Raw genomic sequence first — 16,109 nt, 5'->3', positions numbered from 1 at the left:
TCGGTTCAACGGACGGCACCGAATCCCAGAGATCATTCAATCCAAGCGACGCATTCAGATCTCTTCGTCGACAAAGATGATGTGACGAAAGTAGTGTTGTGACTCGAAGCTGGTACCCAACGCACCAATCATCAACCCCAGCGATGCGCTGAAGGTTGACATCGAAAAACGTTCCGCCCATCCGATTTGCGACGCTGGTTGCGAAAGTGAAGCGGCCCATTCGGCAATCAGGGTGGGACCAAACAACAGACCGGCGATTGCCAGCGCGGCCGCCGTTAGCGTCAACCAAGTCACCAACATTCCGGCAAACACGATTCCAATCGCGGACAGATTCGTGACGACCATCTGCTCGCTTTGCCGTGTGCGATTGGGAACTATCAATTGCTGACGAAAGACGACGTAGGTGGTTGTGCCGATCCAGGAGACGAGCACCAAAACCGTGGTGCTGGCGAAGCTTTGCGATAAAGCCAAGTCCCACGATTCAGCCGTCAGCAGCAAAACGACCAACGTGGACACGGCCGCCAAAGTCAGACCGCTCAACCGCCGCGGAAATTGCCATGGCCGAGCCGCGAAAATGGCTTGCCAGATTTCACGGGCGTTGATCACCGCCGATCGCAGCATGAAGTTGATCCACGGCGTTGAACTACCCGATCGTTCTTCCAGACGTTGATCGGCAATTTCCGCGAGCGCCGCGATTTGTTGTTCCGCTTGCAAATCGGTCAGCTCTTCCATCTCATCAAGCTGCTCTGCCGATGAAGGATGAAACAGCAAGTTCTTCGGATTTGAATCGCGTCCGAGCCCGAGCAGGTGCGAAAGCGCATGCAACATCAAACGGCTCAACCGATTGGCGATGGTGGCGATTCGTTGTTCCGATTCCGCGTCGTGGCCGATTGCTCGTGGGTCGATCAATGAAAGCGAAAACACAGCGGAATCCAGTGGTCGACTCAGCGCCGCGAAACAGTGATGCGAGTAGTGGCTTTCAAGTTCTGCGGCGGTGATCGCGAACGCAAAATCCCAGTGTTGTTCGTCTCGCTCATTCAACGCTTGTTGCAACAAAGCACTCGGCGCGGTTCGCTTCGCCGCGACCGCTTCCGGACGCCTCGTCGTTTTAACGTCCCATCTGAATTCCGGGAAACGATCCTTCACAAATTCGCGAAACTGATCGAGCCCACGACGCACCGCGGCTTCGTCCACCGCGTCCAGAGTTCCTGTGACGATCACTCCGATATCGACGAGTCGATCGCTCACGGGCATTCATCGCTCGCGGGGAATTTCCGCCACGCTCGGGGTGGCAAAGAAGCTTCGTTGGGAATCAACGCCATCATCGAAAGAAAGATCCCAACGAAGATGTGATTTTGGTGGGCGGGAGTTGGCGGCAGGACCGCGAATCGCCCCCAAACAATCAATCCAATTGAGACCAGCAGGATCAGCAAATGAGCGTGACGTGTTGGAGGCCAATAGGACAACGCAGAGAGCACACAGATCAGCAGAGCGACTCCAAGGTCCGCCCACAGCAAGGTTGGATCTGCCTGCACACCAAACACGAATGGGCTGGCCGCCAACCAAACCGCCGTCATGATTTCGATCACTCGCCCCCACATCAGCGTACCTCGCGAGAAAGTAGTTGTTCACCGGCAGCGTCCAATCGTTCCGAACGAACGCCCCAAATCGCATCCCAAAGCAGCCGCTTGTCGTGATGCTCTTTCCAAACAATGCGCAGATACGCCAGCGACACTCGCACTTCGTCCCACGCCCAATAGACGAGCACCAACGAGATCGCTGCGGTCACTAGGCAGAGAAAGCACCATTCCCCAACCAGGAAGGCTTGGCAGATCACCAAGATCACGCTCACGATACCGAGTGGGATGACATCGATGCCGAACAGGATGACCAACCAGGGTCGGTACTGCCAACGTCTCGTGGATCCGGCGAATCCCAAAATGGCGTCACCGAGATAGGCCAACACGCCCAGCGAAGCGTCATGAATGCCAAGGATGCCGTACATCCTTTTCGCGGTATCCGACGTGAGCACATCGTTGCTGCTATCGCCGAACACAGGATCATAGGCACTTTCGATCAATTCCCATTGATAGAGCGACAAATGGGCAGAGATTGCCGCCGCAACAAATGCCAACAAACAGATCGGAATCCGCTGACTCCAAGCCGACGGGTTGTGATTGTAAGGTGGGACGTTTCGGTTCAGATCGTCCACCGGAATGGTGACTTGCGACATCACTTCAACCCATTCTTTCGATACCAAGTGTCTGGGTCGGATTTGAGCTGACCGGTTATCGTCGACAGCGTCTCCGAAAGACTGCGTTGCGGTTCCCAACCCAGCAACTCTTTGGCCCGAGAAATGTCGAGCGCATAGTGATCGTCGGCCATGTCGATCATGAATGGTTTGATGAACGCGTCGCCTCGTTGGACCACATCCGTCACCGCCGCCCCGACCTTTGCAAGCGCGGAAGGAACATACAGCGTCGCCCAATCTTTGCCGTGAAGTTCCATTCCGATCCGGTCTTGGAGAGTTCGGTACGAAAGCGGATCTGGCTCGCCGATCAGAATGGCCGTTTTGGCTTCGATGTCAGCCCGTCGCTCCACCGTGCGCACGATCGACTCGACCGTGTCATCCAAGTGCACCGCGGATTGGCCAGCCTCCGGATCGCCCGGGAAGAAGTGCCCTTGGAAATCTTTTTCATAGATGCGTTTGATCTGTTGGACGAGCGTCGGTTGTCGGCCATAGTCCGTGTACACTCCGCCGATTCGTAAGAAAACGGAACGGACGTTCGGGTGCCCCTCGCGAATCAATCTCTCGGTCTCGAGTTTGCTTTGGGGATACGGCCACTTGGCCTCCAACGGATCGTCTTCGCGAATTCGTTCACCGACCTCACACGGTTTGTGGATGAGCATGGTGCTGGTGAATACGAACTGATCAAGTTCAAAGTCTTCGAGTTGATTGAGAAGCCGGTCGGTTCCATTGACGGTGACCTTCTCGTACAGATCGCTGTCCTCACCGGAAAAGTCATAGTACGCCGCCATGTGAACGACACTGGCAAGGCGACCGCCGGTCAATTCATGGACCTTCTTCATCGCGGCACGGACAGACGCGGAGTCAGCCATATCGCACTGGATGTCGCGAACGAATTCATGTTGCTTGGGTGGTTCGGGAAGACCGACCCGATCGAATCCAAAGACTTGGTAGCCAGCATCAGCGAGCCGCAGGCAAACCGGATATCCCAGCATTCCCGTGCTGCCGGTCACGATCACGGCGGGGCGCTGACTCGTGGTTTGTTGTTCTGACATGATGCTCCTAACAACTGAGTAGACGTCGTCGTTTGAGACGCACTGCACGCAAGCGACATGCCAAAAACTCAGCGAGAAAAATCACAACGTCCAGTAAATCGCTAAGCCGCCGAGATACACGACCATAACCGCGAACGAATCGACGCCCATGCCGAACACTGTCTTGTCGCGTCGTTCCAAGATTCCCCACAAATACACGCCGGTCACAACAATTCCGATGGCGGCCAAGAAAGCGTCCGAAGGATTCATCGCGTCGAAAATCGCTCCATCCCGGTAGGCCATGTCCGCAGGCAAAAACAACGCGACTTCCAGGCTGTTGGTGCCCAAGATATTCGCGGCGGCCATGCTATACGCCCCGAACCGGACCGCCGAATACGTTGTGCTGACCTCCGGCAGACTCGTCGCCAGTGCCACCAACGTTGCGCCGACAAAGCTTTGCCCGATCCCGGTTTGCTCGGCAATCGATTCACCGGTTTTCGCAACAAGAAATCCGCCCACCAAAACGACGGACGATGCGGCGAAGAACAGAGCGATCAATTTTTTCGTCGAAACGGACTCATACGCCGATTGATAGGCATCCTTCAAATCTCGAGCCGACTCGGGCGGTTGAGCAATTTCGCCGCGAGGTTGCCATCGCGGGTCGCCTTCGTAGCGATAGATCACCCAGATAGATCCGACATACGCGAGAAACAAGGCGACCGGCCAAAATCCGATTCCTGCAAACGAAAAGAGTTCGCCCGCCGAGACCGCCGCTGACGCCAAAGCGACCAGCGCGATGAGTAAGACTCCGGCCATCAACAACGACGAGTTCGGTGAAAACAGCGTGAGCGGCCGACCGCGCAAGACGGCAACGTCAATCAACGCTAACACGGCGATTTGCATCACCACTCCGCCCAATAAGTTTGCACCGGCGAGCTGGGCTGCCCCCGACCAGGACGCCGTGATCGTTGTCGCCAGTTCAGGCAAGCTGGTCGCTCCACCTAGTAACAAGGCTCCGGCGAACGCTTTGCCCATCCCAGTTCGATCCGCGAAAAGATCGACGTATTGACTGAGCTTGGTGCCAGCGAACCAGACCAAAGCTGCACCAATAGCGAACACAACAACGTTGAGCGGCAACGACAATTCATTCAACACAGACATGATTTCACGCGGAGCAAGTGGCGCGCCGTGTGCAATCTCGGCGGAGCGCAGTGATGTTGCCTGAATCGCCGGTACACTCGTTGTCATCGGGCCCCGGGCTTTTGAAATGCTCACTGCCTTTGAAACGCAGCGTCACGGGAAGAGACGCAACAACTCACCTCGGCAAACACGTTCACACTCATGATCGATTGGCTGCAACAACAGACTCCTGTCCTCCAAGCCTTGTTGGCCGGCGTATTCACATGGGCGCTCACGGCACTCGGCGCGGCGGTGGTGTTCGGGCTGACCAATGTGCCTCGCAAACTTTTCGACGCGATGCTGGGGTTCGCCGGCGGCGTGATGTTGGCAGCGAGCTATTGGAGCTTGCTCGCTCCATCGATCGAGGCCGCTTCCGAACAAGGATGGCCAAGTTGGTTGCCTGCCGCGGTCGGCTTTCTCGTTGGAGGTGCATTCCTGTATGGCTTGGACCGCAGTCTGCCGCACCTGCACCGTGGTCTGCCAACCGAATCCGCAGAAGGCCCCAAGACAGCATGGCAACGAAGCGTCCTGTTGATCGCAGCGATCACACTGCACAACATTCCCGAAGGGCTCGCGGTGGGAGTCGCGTTTGGCAGCGCAGCCGCTGAGATTGAATCGGCCACGTTGAGTGGAGCGACGGCACTCGCGATTGGAATTGGTCTTCAGAACCTTCCCGAAGGCATCGCGGTCGCCGTGCCTCTGCGTGGCGAAGGTATGACTAGGACGAAATCTTGGTTGATCGCTCAAGCCTCCGCAATCGTTGAACCGATCGCCGCGGTCTTTGGAGCAGCAATCGTTGTCTACGCGGCCCCCGTGCTGCCGTTTGCCCTCAGCTTTGCCGCCGGGGCGATGGTGTATGTCGTCGTGGAAGAACTCATTCCCGAAACACACCAAGAAGGCAATGAAGATCTGGCAACGCTCTGCCTCATGATCGGGTTCACCGTGATGATGATCCTCGATGTCTCATTGGGATAGCCAAACGCACAGCAGATCGAAACAGTTGATCTGAAATGATCGCGTGACTCGTTTGGGAATTCGCCACGGTTGTGCATGGGATCGTGGCGTTCGCTGCAACGATCTAGATGCCGCATGGCCCCTGCCTACCTAACCATCGATTGGGTATTCGGCTGCCACAGGTGCACATGCAAGTTGCAAAGCCTCAGCGGATTGGTTTCGAAAACGATTGAATCGTCGATGCAGGATCGGCCAAGCAATTTTCGCGGCCAGCGTGTTCGGTCGAAAGAACGCCGCGACTTCGTAATCCACTTTGCAGTCATCGTCCATCTCAATCAAAAACCGCTCTTCGCCCTGCTCCGGATGTTCCATCAATGTCCCCACTGAATACCCGAAGCGATGGCAATTCTCCTTCTGCTCGTCAAAGACATCGACGATGCGGTCAAACGCGACCGCCCACACGCCGAAGATCCGCACGCGAATCGCAATCGTATTTCCGACAGTGATGGCGGTGTTCGCAGGAAATGCCTCCACCCATCCGACATCGAACTGACGCCAGTTCTCAAGTGCCGCCTTCGCACTTTCGAAGATTTCTCGTCCGTTTCCTAGTGAAACTCGATGTCGATGGTGTTCATACCCATCTGGGAATGCCCTTTGACTCGCACCGACGTCGGGGTAGTTAAACGATGACCGTGACTGCTGTGAGATTCTGTGCAAAAGCTGTTGATGGGTCGGCTTGGCCAAAGTGAACATTGAGACTTTTCGGCAATGGTAAGCGTTGCAAGGGAATGTCACGGCACAGGACGATCAAACCGTGGCGACATCTTCCAGACAACGCGAATCACTCAATCATCAGTGTTGTGTAGAAAATCCAAACGGCAGAGCGTAAAGATATCGCATGCGGTCTGATCGAAAATCAAATACTCATTCGCGTCCGAGATTGATCGGATTGCAGTTGCTTAGCAGCGGTCGTCGACGAAGACAAAACGACTTGTGCACCGATGCTTCTGGCCCGCGTGCGGCAGTGCCCCAATCAAGTTGGCTAAACGGCATCGCGTTTGAATCACAGGAAAGCGACAGCGCAATGCAATCTGCTTGCTCCTCGCGACGTTGAAAACAGTTGAATGGATCCGCCCAATTCCAATCTTTCAGATGCCAAACAAAAGTCATGCAAACTCGCGATTCCTGGGAAAAAACCAGATTTTTCGCGATTTCACACCGAAAGACTTAGCAAGCAGACTCGAAATGAAGCGGTGAGCCGGTTGTCAAAATGACGATGTTTAACGAACCACTGCAAACAATCGTCAATTCCTTCTATCCAAACAACCCTGGCATGAAAGCTCTCCGCGACTACCTCCAGTCCCACGGGGAACTCTTCTTCGATGTGCTGGAACTTGCTACCTGCGGTTTCTACTTGCGTCCATTGCAGGCCGAGGAAGACGACAGATCGCACCCTCCACTGTTTAGTCAACTGTGCTTTTCTTCGCTCGGCCATGATGTTCCCGAAGCGGAGCAGGCATTTCAGGTTTGGTGTGGCCTTGTTCACCCGGATGACCGGGCGGTATTCATGCAGCATGCCAGCTGGGATGGAACGGTCAGAAACGATCAGCAATATCGCTTGCAGTATCGCTTGAGACGTGATGACGGAAGCTATCGATACACGGAGGAAGGCGGTCGCAAGATCGCACTACGAGACCGACAAGAGATGTTTTGGTTGGGGGTCTTGCACGATGTGGACGAGCGTCTGCGGGGCAAGCAAGAACTTGAGGCGAGTCATCGAGAGATTCAAACAATCCTGGATACCATTCCAACCTTCGTTTGGATCAAGGATGAGTCCCATCGGATTCTTCGGGTGAATCGTGCCGCCGCCAATGTCACAGGAATGACGCCCGAGCAAATCGAAGGCCGCCTCACTAGCGAAGTGTATCCCGTACAGGGTGATCGCTTTCAAGCATCCGATCGCCAACTACTGCGCGGCAATCGTCCCGTTCGACGCATTCCTGAAACGTTGGAAAATAAAAATGGCGATGACTACAAGATGTTGATCGACAAATATTCGCTGCCATCACTCAACAAGGATGACAAACGAATACTGGTCGTCGGAACTGACATCACAGAAATCGAACAAACTCAGCTCGCGCTGGCCAGCCAGGAAGAACAGTTCCGAAACCTGTTCGAGCGAAGTCCACTGGGTAGCGTCTTGATCGATTCAAACCGGCAGCTTCGATTGATCAATTCGCGGATCGAGGCGATGTATCAACTGAGCCCGACCCCAGGACGGCACATCCAGCTGATCGATCTGGTTCCATCGGAATTTCACGAACAGCTAACACCACCGAAAGATCGATGTTCGATGAATCAGTCAGCGAACGCACAGTTCGAGTTCGAGGTCGTGCGTGCCGATGGGAATGCGATGCGAATCAGCCTGGTCACTGCGGCACTCGAGATTGAGAACCAATGTATGACGCTGGCAACTTTCAGCGACATCACGGAACGTCACCAAGTCGCCATGGATTTGGAACGCAAGCAAGAAGAATTGGAACGCAGTAACGAAGACCTGGACCGGTTTGCCTACATCGCTTCGCACGACTTGAAGGCTCCGCTTCGTGGAATCATGCACCTGACCGAATGGATCGAGGAGGACATGCCACCGCAAATTGGACAAGAGGTGCGTGAACACCTAAAAATGTTGCAAGCCCAAGTCAGTCGGATGGACATGTTACTCAACGATCTCCTCGCTTACGCTCGCGTAACACGGCAAACCGGCGCCGTGGAGTGGGTGGATCTGAACGTTGCGTTGCCAGAACTGTTCACATTCATGTCACCTCCGCCCACAATGAAATTAGTGCTGCCGGCAACGATGCCGAGCCTTTCGACCACGCGCGGGCCATTGGAACAAATCTTTCGCAACCTTTTCGGTAATGCCATCAAACACGCAGCGAACAGCAGCCAAGTGATCGTGACCACGGAAACCGCCGGTGACTCGTATCACTTCACGGTTCGCGACAACGGACCTGGTATTCCGGAGAGCTCCCAAGAACGTATCTTTGGGATGTTCCAAACCCTAGAAAGCGGCAAAGAGCGACGCGGAACGGGAATGGGGCTGCACCTAGTGAAAAGGTTGGTCCAGGTCCAGGGCTGCGACGCTTGGGTGGAATCAAAGATCAACGAGGGTTCGGCGTTTCACTTCACTTGGCCAAGGGAAGCTTCCACCGGCTCTCTGGAGAATCGCAAAGCGTTCGCATCCTAGCATCCGATTGAGACTCAGCTTTGCCGAGCTAGCTTTAGAATCAATTGTTCGAGCAAGAATCGGTCGCGTCCTTCGGCACTGTGCGTGCCCTTCAAACGCAGGTCGGCGTCGAGCAGCCAAGGCAACAATTGCTTGGCTCTTTCACGGCCGATCGACTGCAGTTGCTTTTTCGCAGACTGCACTTCAAATCCACGACGAATTCCGCCGGCGGCCAATGCGTCCTCGAACTGCCAGGGACGACCGCTTCGTTCGCGATATTCGATGGCTGCTGTGGTCATTCCTAGACGTCGCAAAGACCACGCGATCTGAGGCAGCAACGCGATCGCGCGTTGCCCACCGCTGAAGAGTTTGTCGAGTTGTCGCAACGCTTCGGCTGCGTCACCGGCAGCGATTGCGTCAGTGATCTGCCAAACGGTTTTACCCTGCCATCCGGCCACAACATCTCGAACGAGAGGTTCTTCAATCTTTCCGCCAACGTCGACGTACAACGCAAGTTTCGCGATCTCCGTATCCAGCATGCCGATCTCCTCGCCCAACATCTCCACCAAGGCGTCCGCCGCGGCGGGAGCGAGTTGCGTTTTGTGGCGATCGGCAACAAACGAAGTTAGAAACTTCCGGCGTGATGCCGCGGTGATGCCGAGTTTCGCGTCCGTTGCACTGGTGCAAGCCACCAGCAAATGAGCCTTGTCGACCGCTTTGTAAACACGAGTGTTGCTGGCAAGTGATTCCAGTTCGAGAACGAACCGGGTGGCATCACCCGGGGCGGACACGTACTTTTCAATCTCAGGCCGATGATTAGATAAAAACTTGTCCGCGGAACGAACCACGAGAGTTCGTTTGTCACCGCCGTCGAAATCGAACAAGGATGCCGTGGCGAGATCGTCGCGCAGATCCGACCACTTGCAAACCTCGCCGTCGACTTGCGTCCATTCGCTGTCACCGACAATCGCATCGATTGCCCATTTTCTTAGCGTGCTATCGACACCGTAAACAACGCCGATGGAACTTCCCGCCTGAGTAGAGTCGGGCGAGGAAAGGTATTCAAAGGCGTTGAATCGTGGCATTCGCTATTACAGACCGCGTTCTTCGGCAAAGGAGTAGATCCGATACATCTCTTGATCTTCCACTTCGCCGGTCACTTTCAACGATCCATTCTCGTCGAATAGCAGCATCATTCCAGGCTCCTCCAATTCGGATTCACCTGTCATTGGCAGCACTCGACCACCATCGATATCGATCACGGTGGTTTGCGAAGTTATCTTCGCATCTTCCACCTTTTTGACAACAAGATCAATCGGATCAATTAACTCAGCCGGTCCTTCATAGGACAGAACCGAACCGGGCTCCAAACTCTCCATCCAAACCGGCATCGATGTCTTGTACTGGATGTTGTAGCCCAGATTGACGGCTTTCGCTTTAGGCGGCTCTGGAGAGTACTCCACTTTCTTGCCCGCGACGTCCAACTCCTTCACGCGTGAAACTTCAACCGGACCAGCGTAATAGTTATTGAAAGTCGGCAACGATATCTCGGGGCTCGGTTCACTCCAATCGGACCAACGTTGGAAGTGCCCCTTGCGATCTTTGTCTGCTTCGGCAGCTTCCATCAATTTTGAAACTCGTTGATAAACCTCTCCCGACAGTGACGAAACCTTTGGTTGCTGTAGAGCGTTGGCCGGAAAGTTGGGGTCTACGACCGCCAATCGCATGCGATACACATAATCGCGACCGGGGCGTGGGGTGTTTGGATCTTGATTGCTCGCGAAGTCATAGAAACGCATCAACTTGTAATCGACGGGATCTTCTTCGACCATCGCCATCCCGCCGTACGATCCCATGCCTCCCATTCCCATGTCCATCTGCATATCCATTCCCATGTCCATGCCCATGTCCATGCCCATGTCCATGCCCATATCCATCCCCATGCCGCCCATTCCACTGGCACCTGGACCGGCCAATTCAAGATCATCGGCACCGAACTTCTCCTCCCGCATCATCTCTTCGCGAGCCTTCATTTGCTTTTCACGTCGCGACACCATTGGGATCAGCGGATGTGTAACGAAGTCGGTGTAGTCCATCAGTAGAACCGGCGGAATGTAGCCTGTAACGTTGAGATCTCGGTATTCCTCGGGCACCACTTCTTGCGCGTAGCCCGCCCATGAAAACGCGGCTTGCTTTACGTTTTGCTCACGGGTGTAGCGAAGAACCCAATCTTCGTCCGTCAACTCATCAACACTCTTGTTCGTGACGTCCGCTCGCTGCACCTCGTAATTGAAATACAGAGGTTGGTCACGGATCGGAAGATATCCCTCTGCACTCTGCAGTGCCTCGCGAAACGACTCCGCCATCGCCTTGTGAGGAATCACGGCGGTCCCGGAAATGAACCATGCGTATTGCGGAACGGGTAGCTTGCTATCTTTCGAGGTCGGTGTGGCTCCGAAATTGTGTTTGGCGTTGAACCGGCGACCGGCCGCGGTTGCTGACATGGACTCCATGCCTCCCATCATTCCAGGATCCATGCCCATGCCCATATCGGCACCGTACATTTCCATGCCCATTCCTTGATCCATTCCCATTCCGTCCATTCCCATTTCGCCCATCCCCATCATCTCATCCATTCCGCCACCACGACGACTGCGACGGCTACGGGGACGAGGTTTTTCTTGCTCGACGACTTCCAACGCTTCCGCGCCTTCTAGCTCCTTCAACGGATACTCACCGCTTCGCGACCAAATCGCAATTGACGCGATGTGACTGTCGACGCGCAAATCGAGAGGTGCGTGAACGACCGGATCTTTTCGGCGTACCGACGTGTCGATGGTCTTGCGTTCCAGCAAGTGAGGCATTTTGTAGGCGGTCGCATCGACAGGCGTTCGCTTACGAGCTGTTTCGGCCAGGATGTCGAAAACAGGTTCTCTATCAGGCAGAATGTTTTCGTTGTGATCTTCGTCGATGCTGGCGCGAACCGTGTTGGCATCCGCCGTCAGGCGCTCCGGTTGGACTTCGTCCAACATGTTAGGCATGTTCAGACCGGAATAGACCATCCAACCAGCCGCCAGAACAACAATTCCGACGACAAATTTTTCACCGTGGAAGATGAAGAACTGTTTGATTTTGTCGGCATCCATGATGGTTTGACTCGCACGAACGAAAAAGAAAAGGAAAGGCTGGCGACGACTCAGTTTGTCAAACGTGCTCGAGGTTGGATGGTCGCCACAACCAACCTGAACGATCACGATCTTCTTCGGAATGGCTCATCAAGTGCTTCACGGAAAAGGCATCTGACAGTTCATTCCTGCTCATGGCTTCAACTGTTCTACCCGCTAACCCGTTGTGCTGGCGGAACTACCCGGGACCGAGGCTTCTCCAGCTGGCTGAGGCGAAGCCTCGTTTGCATCCGGAGTTGTCGCATCCTCGGCTGGTGTTGTCGCATCGGGATCAGCCGCAGGCGGTGGCAAAGCAGAATCGGGTGTGTCCACAGCGGGCTGCGTCCCCGCGCCAGCTCCGGCACCATTGCTGACTTCCTTGAGATCCTCTTCGGCACTCTGGGCCATGGTTTCACCATCCAACATCGTGTCTTCGGTGACTTGCTCGACGCCGAGTTTATCTTCATCAGGTGGGTTGTAGATGTGAATGAGGCCGTACACCTCCACGGTGACATCGAGCGGGAACTTCTCTTTTGGGCCTTGGCTGGCACCGCCGCCCATCATGCCCATGCCACCACCCATGCCCATGCCACCACCCATCCCCATGCCGCCGTCCATGCCCATGTCCATATCCATCCCGCCGCTCATCATGGAATCCATGCCGCCGCCCATTCCGCCACCGCCGCCCATCGCACCGACAGCGCTGGCACCAGCCGATTTTGGAAGAATCCGAACCTGCTTGACTTCCACCATCAGTGGCGCACTGCCGCAGGCGGCCAACAGATCGGGAATGTAACGCTGGTCAACCTGCAACGACATCATGACTGGGACTCGCTTCGCGACTTTCAGTGGCGCGTCTTCAGGCGAATCGCTTTCCAGTGCGGAGCGTAGTGTGGCTCCGTCAATCGGCTCATACGTCGTGTCAACGTAACGATTGTCCACCGGGTCGGGAGCTTCCGACATCGTGCCCATGCCCGAATCCATTCCGCCGTACAAGTCGCCAGAGTCCATTCCGCCGTACATGTCGTCTCCCATGCCCATTCCCATGTCCATGCCCATATCCATCCCCATGCCTCCCATGCCGCCCGACATGGCGACTCCAGGTTTTTGAATGGAACCTGCGGTGAACTTGACCTTCTTGCCGAGCGAAAGGTGGTTGATCACGTGAATCTTGGCTTCGAATGGTTGCTGTGCCTCACCGTTGACATCCGCGACGATTGCCAGCAACTGTCGCAGAATCCAGAGGTTTTCTTGACTGTAGTAGACTTCCAGCGTTGATGGAGTGCGTCCTTGCCAAGGGAACAACTCCGAAATGATGGCTGACTGAGAACTGACCGGCCAATCCACCAACGGGACATCTTCCACACCGGCGATGTTGATAGGGCCGCGTCCCATACCGCCATACCCGCCCATGCCATCCATGCCGCTCATCATCGAATCCATCCCGCCCATCATGGCGTCCATCCCACCAGCACTGGCGGATTGAAACTCTGCTTCCCATTCAGCCTTCGCGATTTCCGCGATGCTGGGCAGAACGTTCTTGATGTAGTAGGCATACTGGTTCCGATAGGAACTTGGTATCTCTTGGCCATCTTCAGGCGGATATGCGATGTGCGTTTCGATTGGCATCAAATCACGAAACTCGTCGACGAGTCCCGTGGTCAGCTCTTCCTCTGGCCAAACCAAGATGTCTCGCTGCGCGTCGTAGACTTCTTGCCAGACTTCCAGGACCTCGGCTTGTCGCCGTTCCACCAACAAGTCCATCGCTGCCTTGGAGATCTGATTGGGATGCTCGCGCAATTCCATCTTGAGCGACTTCACGGCGCTGACGTCGCTTTTGATCTTTGACGTTCGACTGTTGTTTTCCTCCACCAATTCGCCGGTGACGAGAAACCAAATCACCAATGCACCGAGTGTGATGGTGCCGGTGCCAATCCAAAAGCCATACTTGGCTGCGGCAGCGAATGATTGCTTGAGTTGATCCATCGATCAGACCGAGTCGAGAGAGAAAAGGTGGTGTGTGGTTGTTGGCGAGGAGATCGCCGTCGTATTGAACTAGTTGGCCATCGCGACTGAGTCAGAATCGGCATCAACATCGTCCTCTGATCCCGATCCGTCGCCAGTGCCTTCCAATTCCGCTTGTGCAGCAGCTTCTTCTTCCGCCAATCGTTTTGCTTCGATGCGTTCGCTCAAAACGCTTTCTTTCCAAATGACCTGGAAAACAAAATCCAGTCGCAGCACTTCCAGGAATTGTGTTTCGACCTCGACGTCTTCGTCGCCTTCGGCTCGCAACTGCATCGCCGTCATCGCAGCGACCGGGTCGTAGTCCGGGTTTGGCACCTGTACCAGCTGGGGTTGGTTGTCGTTCAACAAGATCGGGTAGCTAAAACCAAACTCCTCTGGAGTGAACGTGATCGGGTTGCCTTGCGGGTCGATCAAGGTGATTGGTTTTTCACGGAACGCCGTCGTCAAATACTTCCGAACGTGTTGGCTGCCTTCTTCGCCCTTGTGTTTGGGGCTGTTGTAATAGTGGTATCCCTTCAACTGGATGACCCAGCCGTCTTCTTCGGGACCGGTGTCCTCGGCGAGTTCTTCCGGCGGCGCGGAATCTCGCATCAGGTCATACCAGTTCTTCATTTCCTCTTTGTACCGAGTGTCCAAACGCTCCGAGTACCAATCTTCGGCGAGGTCTTCGTAGTACTTGGTGTCGATTTCTGTGATGTGGAAGTCGATCCGATCTTCCAGTGGCAGCTCTTTGATGCTTGGAATTTTGTCCTTGGGGTATTCCGCCCGTGGAATCGCCGCGTTGACCGCGTTGATGACTTCCAACCAAACCAATCGACGTTCCGCGTTTCCGGAAATCTCTTCGCCCAGACGATTCAAAAACGTCAAGCGACTGACCAACAACGAATCCTCTGACTTTTGATCCGAGCTGTGTGACGACATGCTCGAGACGGCCTGGGCGGCGCCGGACCACAAATCTTCGTGAGTCGTTTGCCACGAACGCTGGGTGAGTGCGTACTGGGTCGTCGTTCCCAGCAACAAAGCCGCCATCCCCGCCAAAGCCCAAGGCTTCTTCGCGCGGATCATGCGTTCGGTCTTGATCTCCGCCGGGATCAACGACGTGTGGATCTGGCTCAGTCCCAAGCCCTGCAAACACAACCCGTAGCAAACCGCGAAAGTGGGTGCGTTGTCACGGAAAGTTGGGATGCTGAGAACATCATCGCCGGACAAGCGATTGAATCGGTCGAGCGTATGGACTTCGTAGCCGAGGTTCTTGCCGAGGTAAGCGGCCAAACCTGGCATCTTCACCGTGTTACCGGTCACCAGCAATTCGGTGATCTCGGCCTTCTTATCGATGCTGCGGAAGAAACCAATCGAACGTTGGACTTCCGTGACCAAGTCGTTGAAGACCGGTCGCATGGTTTGGAAAACGAGTTTTGGATCGACCGCTTCACGCGCGTTGCGTTTGAGGTGTTCCGCTTTCGCGAACGTCAGTTTCAAGTCTTTCGTCAATTGACGAGTGAAGTGGTTACCACCGATTGGCATGCTGCGTTGCCAAATTCGGAAACCATTCGTGACGATCAAATCACTGCTGTCGGTACCGATCGACAAAAGGACGCTGGACGTCGGAGGCTCATCCGGGTCGAACGATTCGTTCTCGATTCGCTCGTGGAACCGGTCGTACGCGACCATGTTGTAGAGCGAGATCGGAGTCAGCTGGACCATGTCGACTTCGATGTCGGCATCTTTGAACGGAGCGAGTTGCCGGTAAGCTTGCTCGCGTTTCATCGCGAACAGACCGACTTCGCTTTCCAGTGCGTAGCCTTCCTGGATGGTGGCACCCGGCATCGTTTGGTAATCCCAAACCACGTCGGACAACTCAAACGGAATTTGCGTCTTGGCTTCGTACTTGACGATGTCGTGGATTTTCTTCAGTTCCACCGGTGGTGGCTTGAAGAACTTTGCCAGACCGCTTTGACCGGGAACACTGATGCACACGCGATCGCGAATCGCGTCGTTTCGCTGCATCAACTGATCCAGCGCATCGGCGATCAGTTGGTCCGGATCCGCATCGGCTTGTCCCAAAATTTTGGGATACTCGATCAGATCAAAGGCATCGGCAACGATCTCATCGCCCTGTTTGACACAGTGCAACGCCTTGAGCGCGCTCTGACCAATTTCAATTCCCCAAACGCCGCCGGATCCGGCCATGGTTTACTTTCAACACGAAGAGACAAGATTTTTTATTTCGATGAGTGGTGTCAGCTAAAGTTGACACCAGGGGCGAGTCCGGGAGG

General features: G+C 55.0%; 12 protein-coding genes. 2 read left to right on the top strand and 10 right to left on the bottom strand.

Going from position 1 to position 16,109, the window contains the following annotated elements:
• Nucleotides 1-54: 54 nt before the first annotated feature.
• The 5 genes from RE6C_RS09320 to RE6C_RS09300 form a co-directional block, all read right to left on the bottom strand.
• Nucleotides 55-1,254, bottom strand: a complete 1,200-nt coding sequence (locus RE6C_RS09320; protein WP_236618063.1) for a hypothetical protein — start codon at nt 1,252-1,254, stop codon at nt 55-57.
• Nucleotides 1,245-1,601, bottom strand: a complete 357-nt coding sequence (locus RE6C_RS09315) for an SPW repeat domain-containing protein (protein WP_008655933.1) — start codon at nt 1,599-1,601, stop codon at nt 1,245-1,247. The genes RE6C_RS09320 and RE6C_RS09315 overlap by 10 nt, the downstream gene beginning before the upstream one ends.
• On the bottom strand, nt 1,601-2,233 hold the full coding sequence (locus tag RE6C_RS09310; RefSeq protein ID WP_008655931.1) for a vitamin K epoxide reductase family protein: 633 nt from the start codon (nt 2,231-2,233) through the stop codon (nt 1,601-1,603). The genes RE6C_RS09315 and RE6C_RS09310 overlap by 1 nt, the downstream gene beginning before the upstream one ends.
• Nucleotides 2,233-3,303 carry an NAD-dependent epimerase/dehydratase family protein gene (locus RE6C_RS09305; protein ID WP_008655929.1) on the bottom strand — a complete coding sequence of 357 codons (1,071 nt, stop codon included), beginning with the start codon at nt 3,301-3,303 and terminating at the stop codon, nt 2,233-2,235. The genes RE6C_RS09310 and RE6C_RS09305 overlap by 1 nt, the downstream gene beginning before the upstream one ends.
• Before the next feature lie 81 nt (nt 3,304-3,384).
• The gene (locus tag RE6C_RS09300; protein WP_052034939.1) at nt 3,385-4,443 is read right to left on the bottom strand and encodes a sodium:calcium antiporter; all 1,059 of its coding nucleotides are present in this window, start codon (nt 4,441-4,443) and stop codon (nt 3,385-3,387) included.
• A gap of 180 nt (nt 4,444-4,623) precedes the next feature.
• On the opposite strand from RE6C_RS09300, the gene RE6C_RS09295 reads away from it, so the two are divergent.
• Nucleotides 4,624-5,436: a ZIP family metal transporter gene (locus RE6C_RS09295; RefSeq protein WP_008655924.1), complete on the top strand. Its 813-nt coding sequence runs from the start codon at nt 4,624-4,626 to the stop codon at nt 5,434-5,436.
• Between the two features lie 129 nt (nt 5,437-5,565).
• Here RE6C_RS09295 and RE6C_RS09290 read toward each other — a convergent pair whose 3' ends face one another.
• Nucleotides 5,566-6,168, bottom strand: coding sequence for a DUF1990 domain-containing protein (locus RE6C_RS09290; RefSeq protein ID WP_008655922.1), 603 nt, complete (start codon nt 6,166-6,168; stop codon nt 5,566-5,568).
• A gap of 517 nt (nt 6,169-6,685) precedes the next feature.
• Here RE6C_RS09290 and RE6C_RS09280 point away from each other — a divergent pair.
• Nucleotides 6,686-8,665 carry a PAS domain-containing sensor histidine kinase gene (locus tag RE6C_RS09280; protein WP_008655919.1) on the top strand — a complete coding sequence of 660 codons (1,980 nt, stop codon included), beginning with the start codon at nt 6,686-6,688 and terminating at the stop codon, nt 8,663-8,665.
• 14 nt (nt 8,666-8,679) lie between these two features.
• Here RE6C_RS09280 and holA read toward each other — a convergent pair whose 3' ends face one another.
• The 4 genes from holA to pilM all read right to left on the bottom strand — a co-directional run bounded on the left by holA (nt 8,680) and on the right by pilM (nt 16,023).
• Nucleotides 8,680-9,729 (bottom strand): DNA polymerase III subunit delta, encoded by a 1,050-nt coding sequence (gene holA, locus RE6C_RS09275; RefSeq protein WP_008655917.1) that lies wholly within the window; start codon nt 9,727-9,729, stop codon nt 8,680-8,682.
• Between the two features lie 6 nt (nt 9,730-9,735).
• Nucleotides 9,736-11,790 carry a hypothetical protein gene (locus tag RE6C_RS09270; RefSeq protein WP_039961686.1) on the bottom strand — a complete coding sequence of 685 codons (2,055 nt, stop codon included), beginning with the start codon at nt 11,788-11,790 and terminating at the stop codon, nt 9,736-9,738.
• A gap of 195 nt (nt 11,791-11,985) precedes the next feature.
• On the bottom strand, nt 11,986-13,794 hold the full coding sequence (locus RE6C_RS09265) for a hypothetical protein (protein ID WP_008655913.1): 1,809 nt from the start codon (nt 13,792-13,794) through the stop codon (nt 11,986-11,988).
• A gap of 69 nt (nt 13,795-13,863) precedes the next feature.
• Nucleotides 13,864-16,023, bottom strand: a complete 2,160-nt coding sequence (gene pilM, locus RE6C_RS09260) for a type IV pilus assembly protein PilM (protein WP_008655910.1) — start codon at nt 16,021-16,023, stop codon at nt 13,864-13,866.
• Nucleotides 16,024-16,109 lie beyond the last annotated feature (86 nt).

The organism is Rhodopirellula europaea 6C (assembly GCF_000338295.1).
Taxonomy (GTDB): Bacteria; Planctomycetota; Planctomycetia; order Pirellulales; family Pirellulaceae; genus Rhodopirellula; species Rhodopirellula europaea.
Note: the sequence above shows the minus strand (reverse complement) of the source record. Positions and strands in the feature narration are given on the sequence as shown.

Excerpts from the sequence above, each read along its gene's own strand:
- RE6C_RS09320 (WP_236618063.1), bottom strand. The coding sequence starts at position 1,254 with ATGCCCGTGAGCGATCGACTCGTCGATATCGGAGTGATCGTCACAGGA.
- RE6C_RS09315 (WP_008655933.1), bottom strand. The coding sequence starts at position 1,601 with ATGTGGGGGCGAGTGATCGAAATCATGACGGCGGTTTGGTTGGCGGCC.
- RE6C_RS09310 (WP_008655931.1), bottom strand. The coding sequence starts at position 2,233 with ATGTCGCAAGTCACCATTCCGGTGGACGATCTGAACCGAAACGTCCCA.
- RE6C_RS09305 (WP_008655929.1), bottom strand. The coding sequence starts at position 3,303 with ATGTCAGAACAACAAACCACGAGTCAGCGCCCCGCCGTGATCGTGACC.
- RE6C_RS09300 (WP_052034939.1), bottom strand. The coding sequence starts at position 4,443 with ATGTCTGTGTTGAATGAATTGTCGTTGCCGCTCAACGTTGTTGTGTTC.
- RE6C_RS09295 (WP_008655924.1), top strand. The coding sequence starts at position 4,624 with ATGATCGATTGGCTGCAACAACAGACTCCTGTCCTCCAAGCCTTGTTG.
- RE6C_RS09290 (WP_008655922.1), bottom strand. The coding sequence starts at position 6,168 with ATGTTCACTTTGGCCAAGCCGACCCATCAACAGCTTTTGCACAGAATC.
- RE6C_RS09280 (WP_008655919.1), top strand. The coding sequence starts at position 6,686 with ATGACGATGTTTAACGAACCACTGCAAACAATCGTCAATTCCTTCTAT.
- holA (WP_008655917.1), bottom strand. The coding sequence starts at position 9,729 with ATGCCACGATTCAACGCCTTTGAATACCTTTCCTCGCCCGACTCTACT.
- RE6C_RS09270 (WP_039961686.1), bottom strand. The coding sequence starts at position 11,790 with ATGGATGCCGACAAAATCAAACAGTTCTTCATCTTCCACGGTGAAAAA.
- RE6C_RS09265 (WP_008655913.1), bottom strand. The coding sequence starts at position 13,794 with ATGGATCAACTCAAGCAATCATTCGCTGCCGCAGCCAAGTATGGCTTT.
- pilM (WP_008655910.1), bottom strand. The coding sequence starts at position 16,023 with ATGGCCGGATCCGGCGGCGTTTGGGGAATTGAAATTGGTCAGAGCGCG.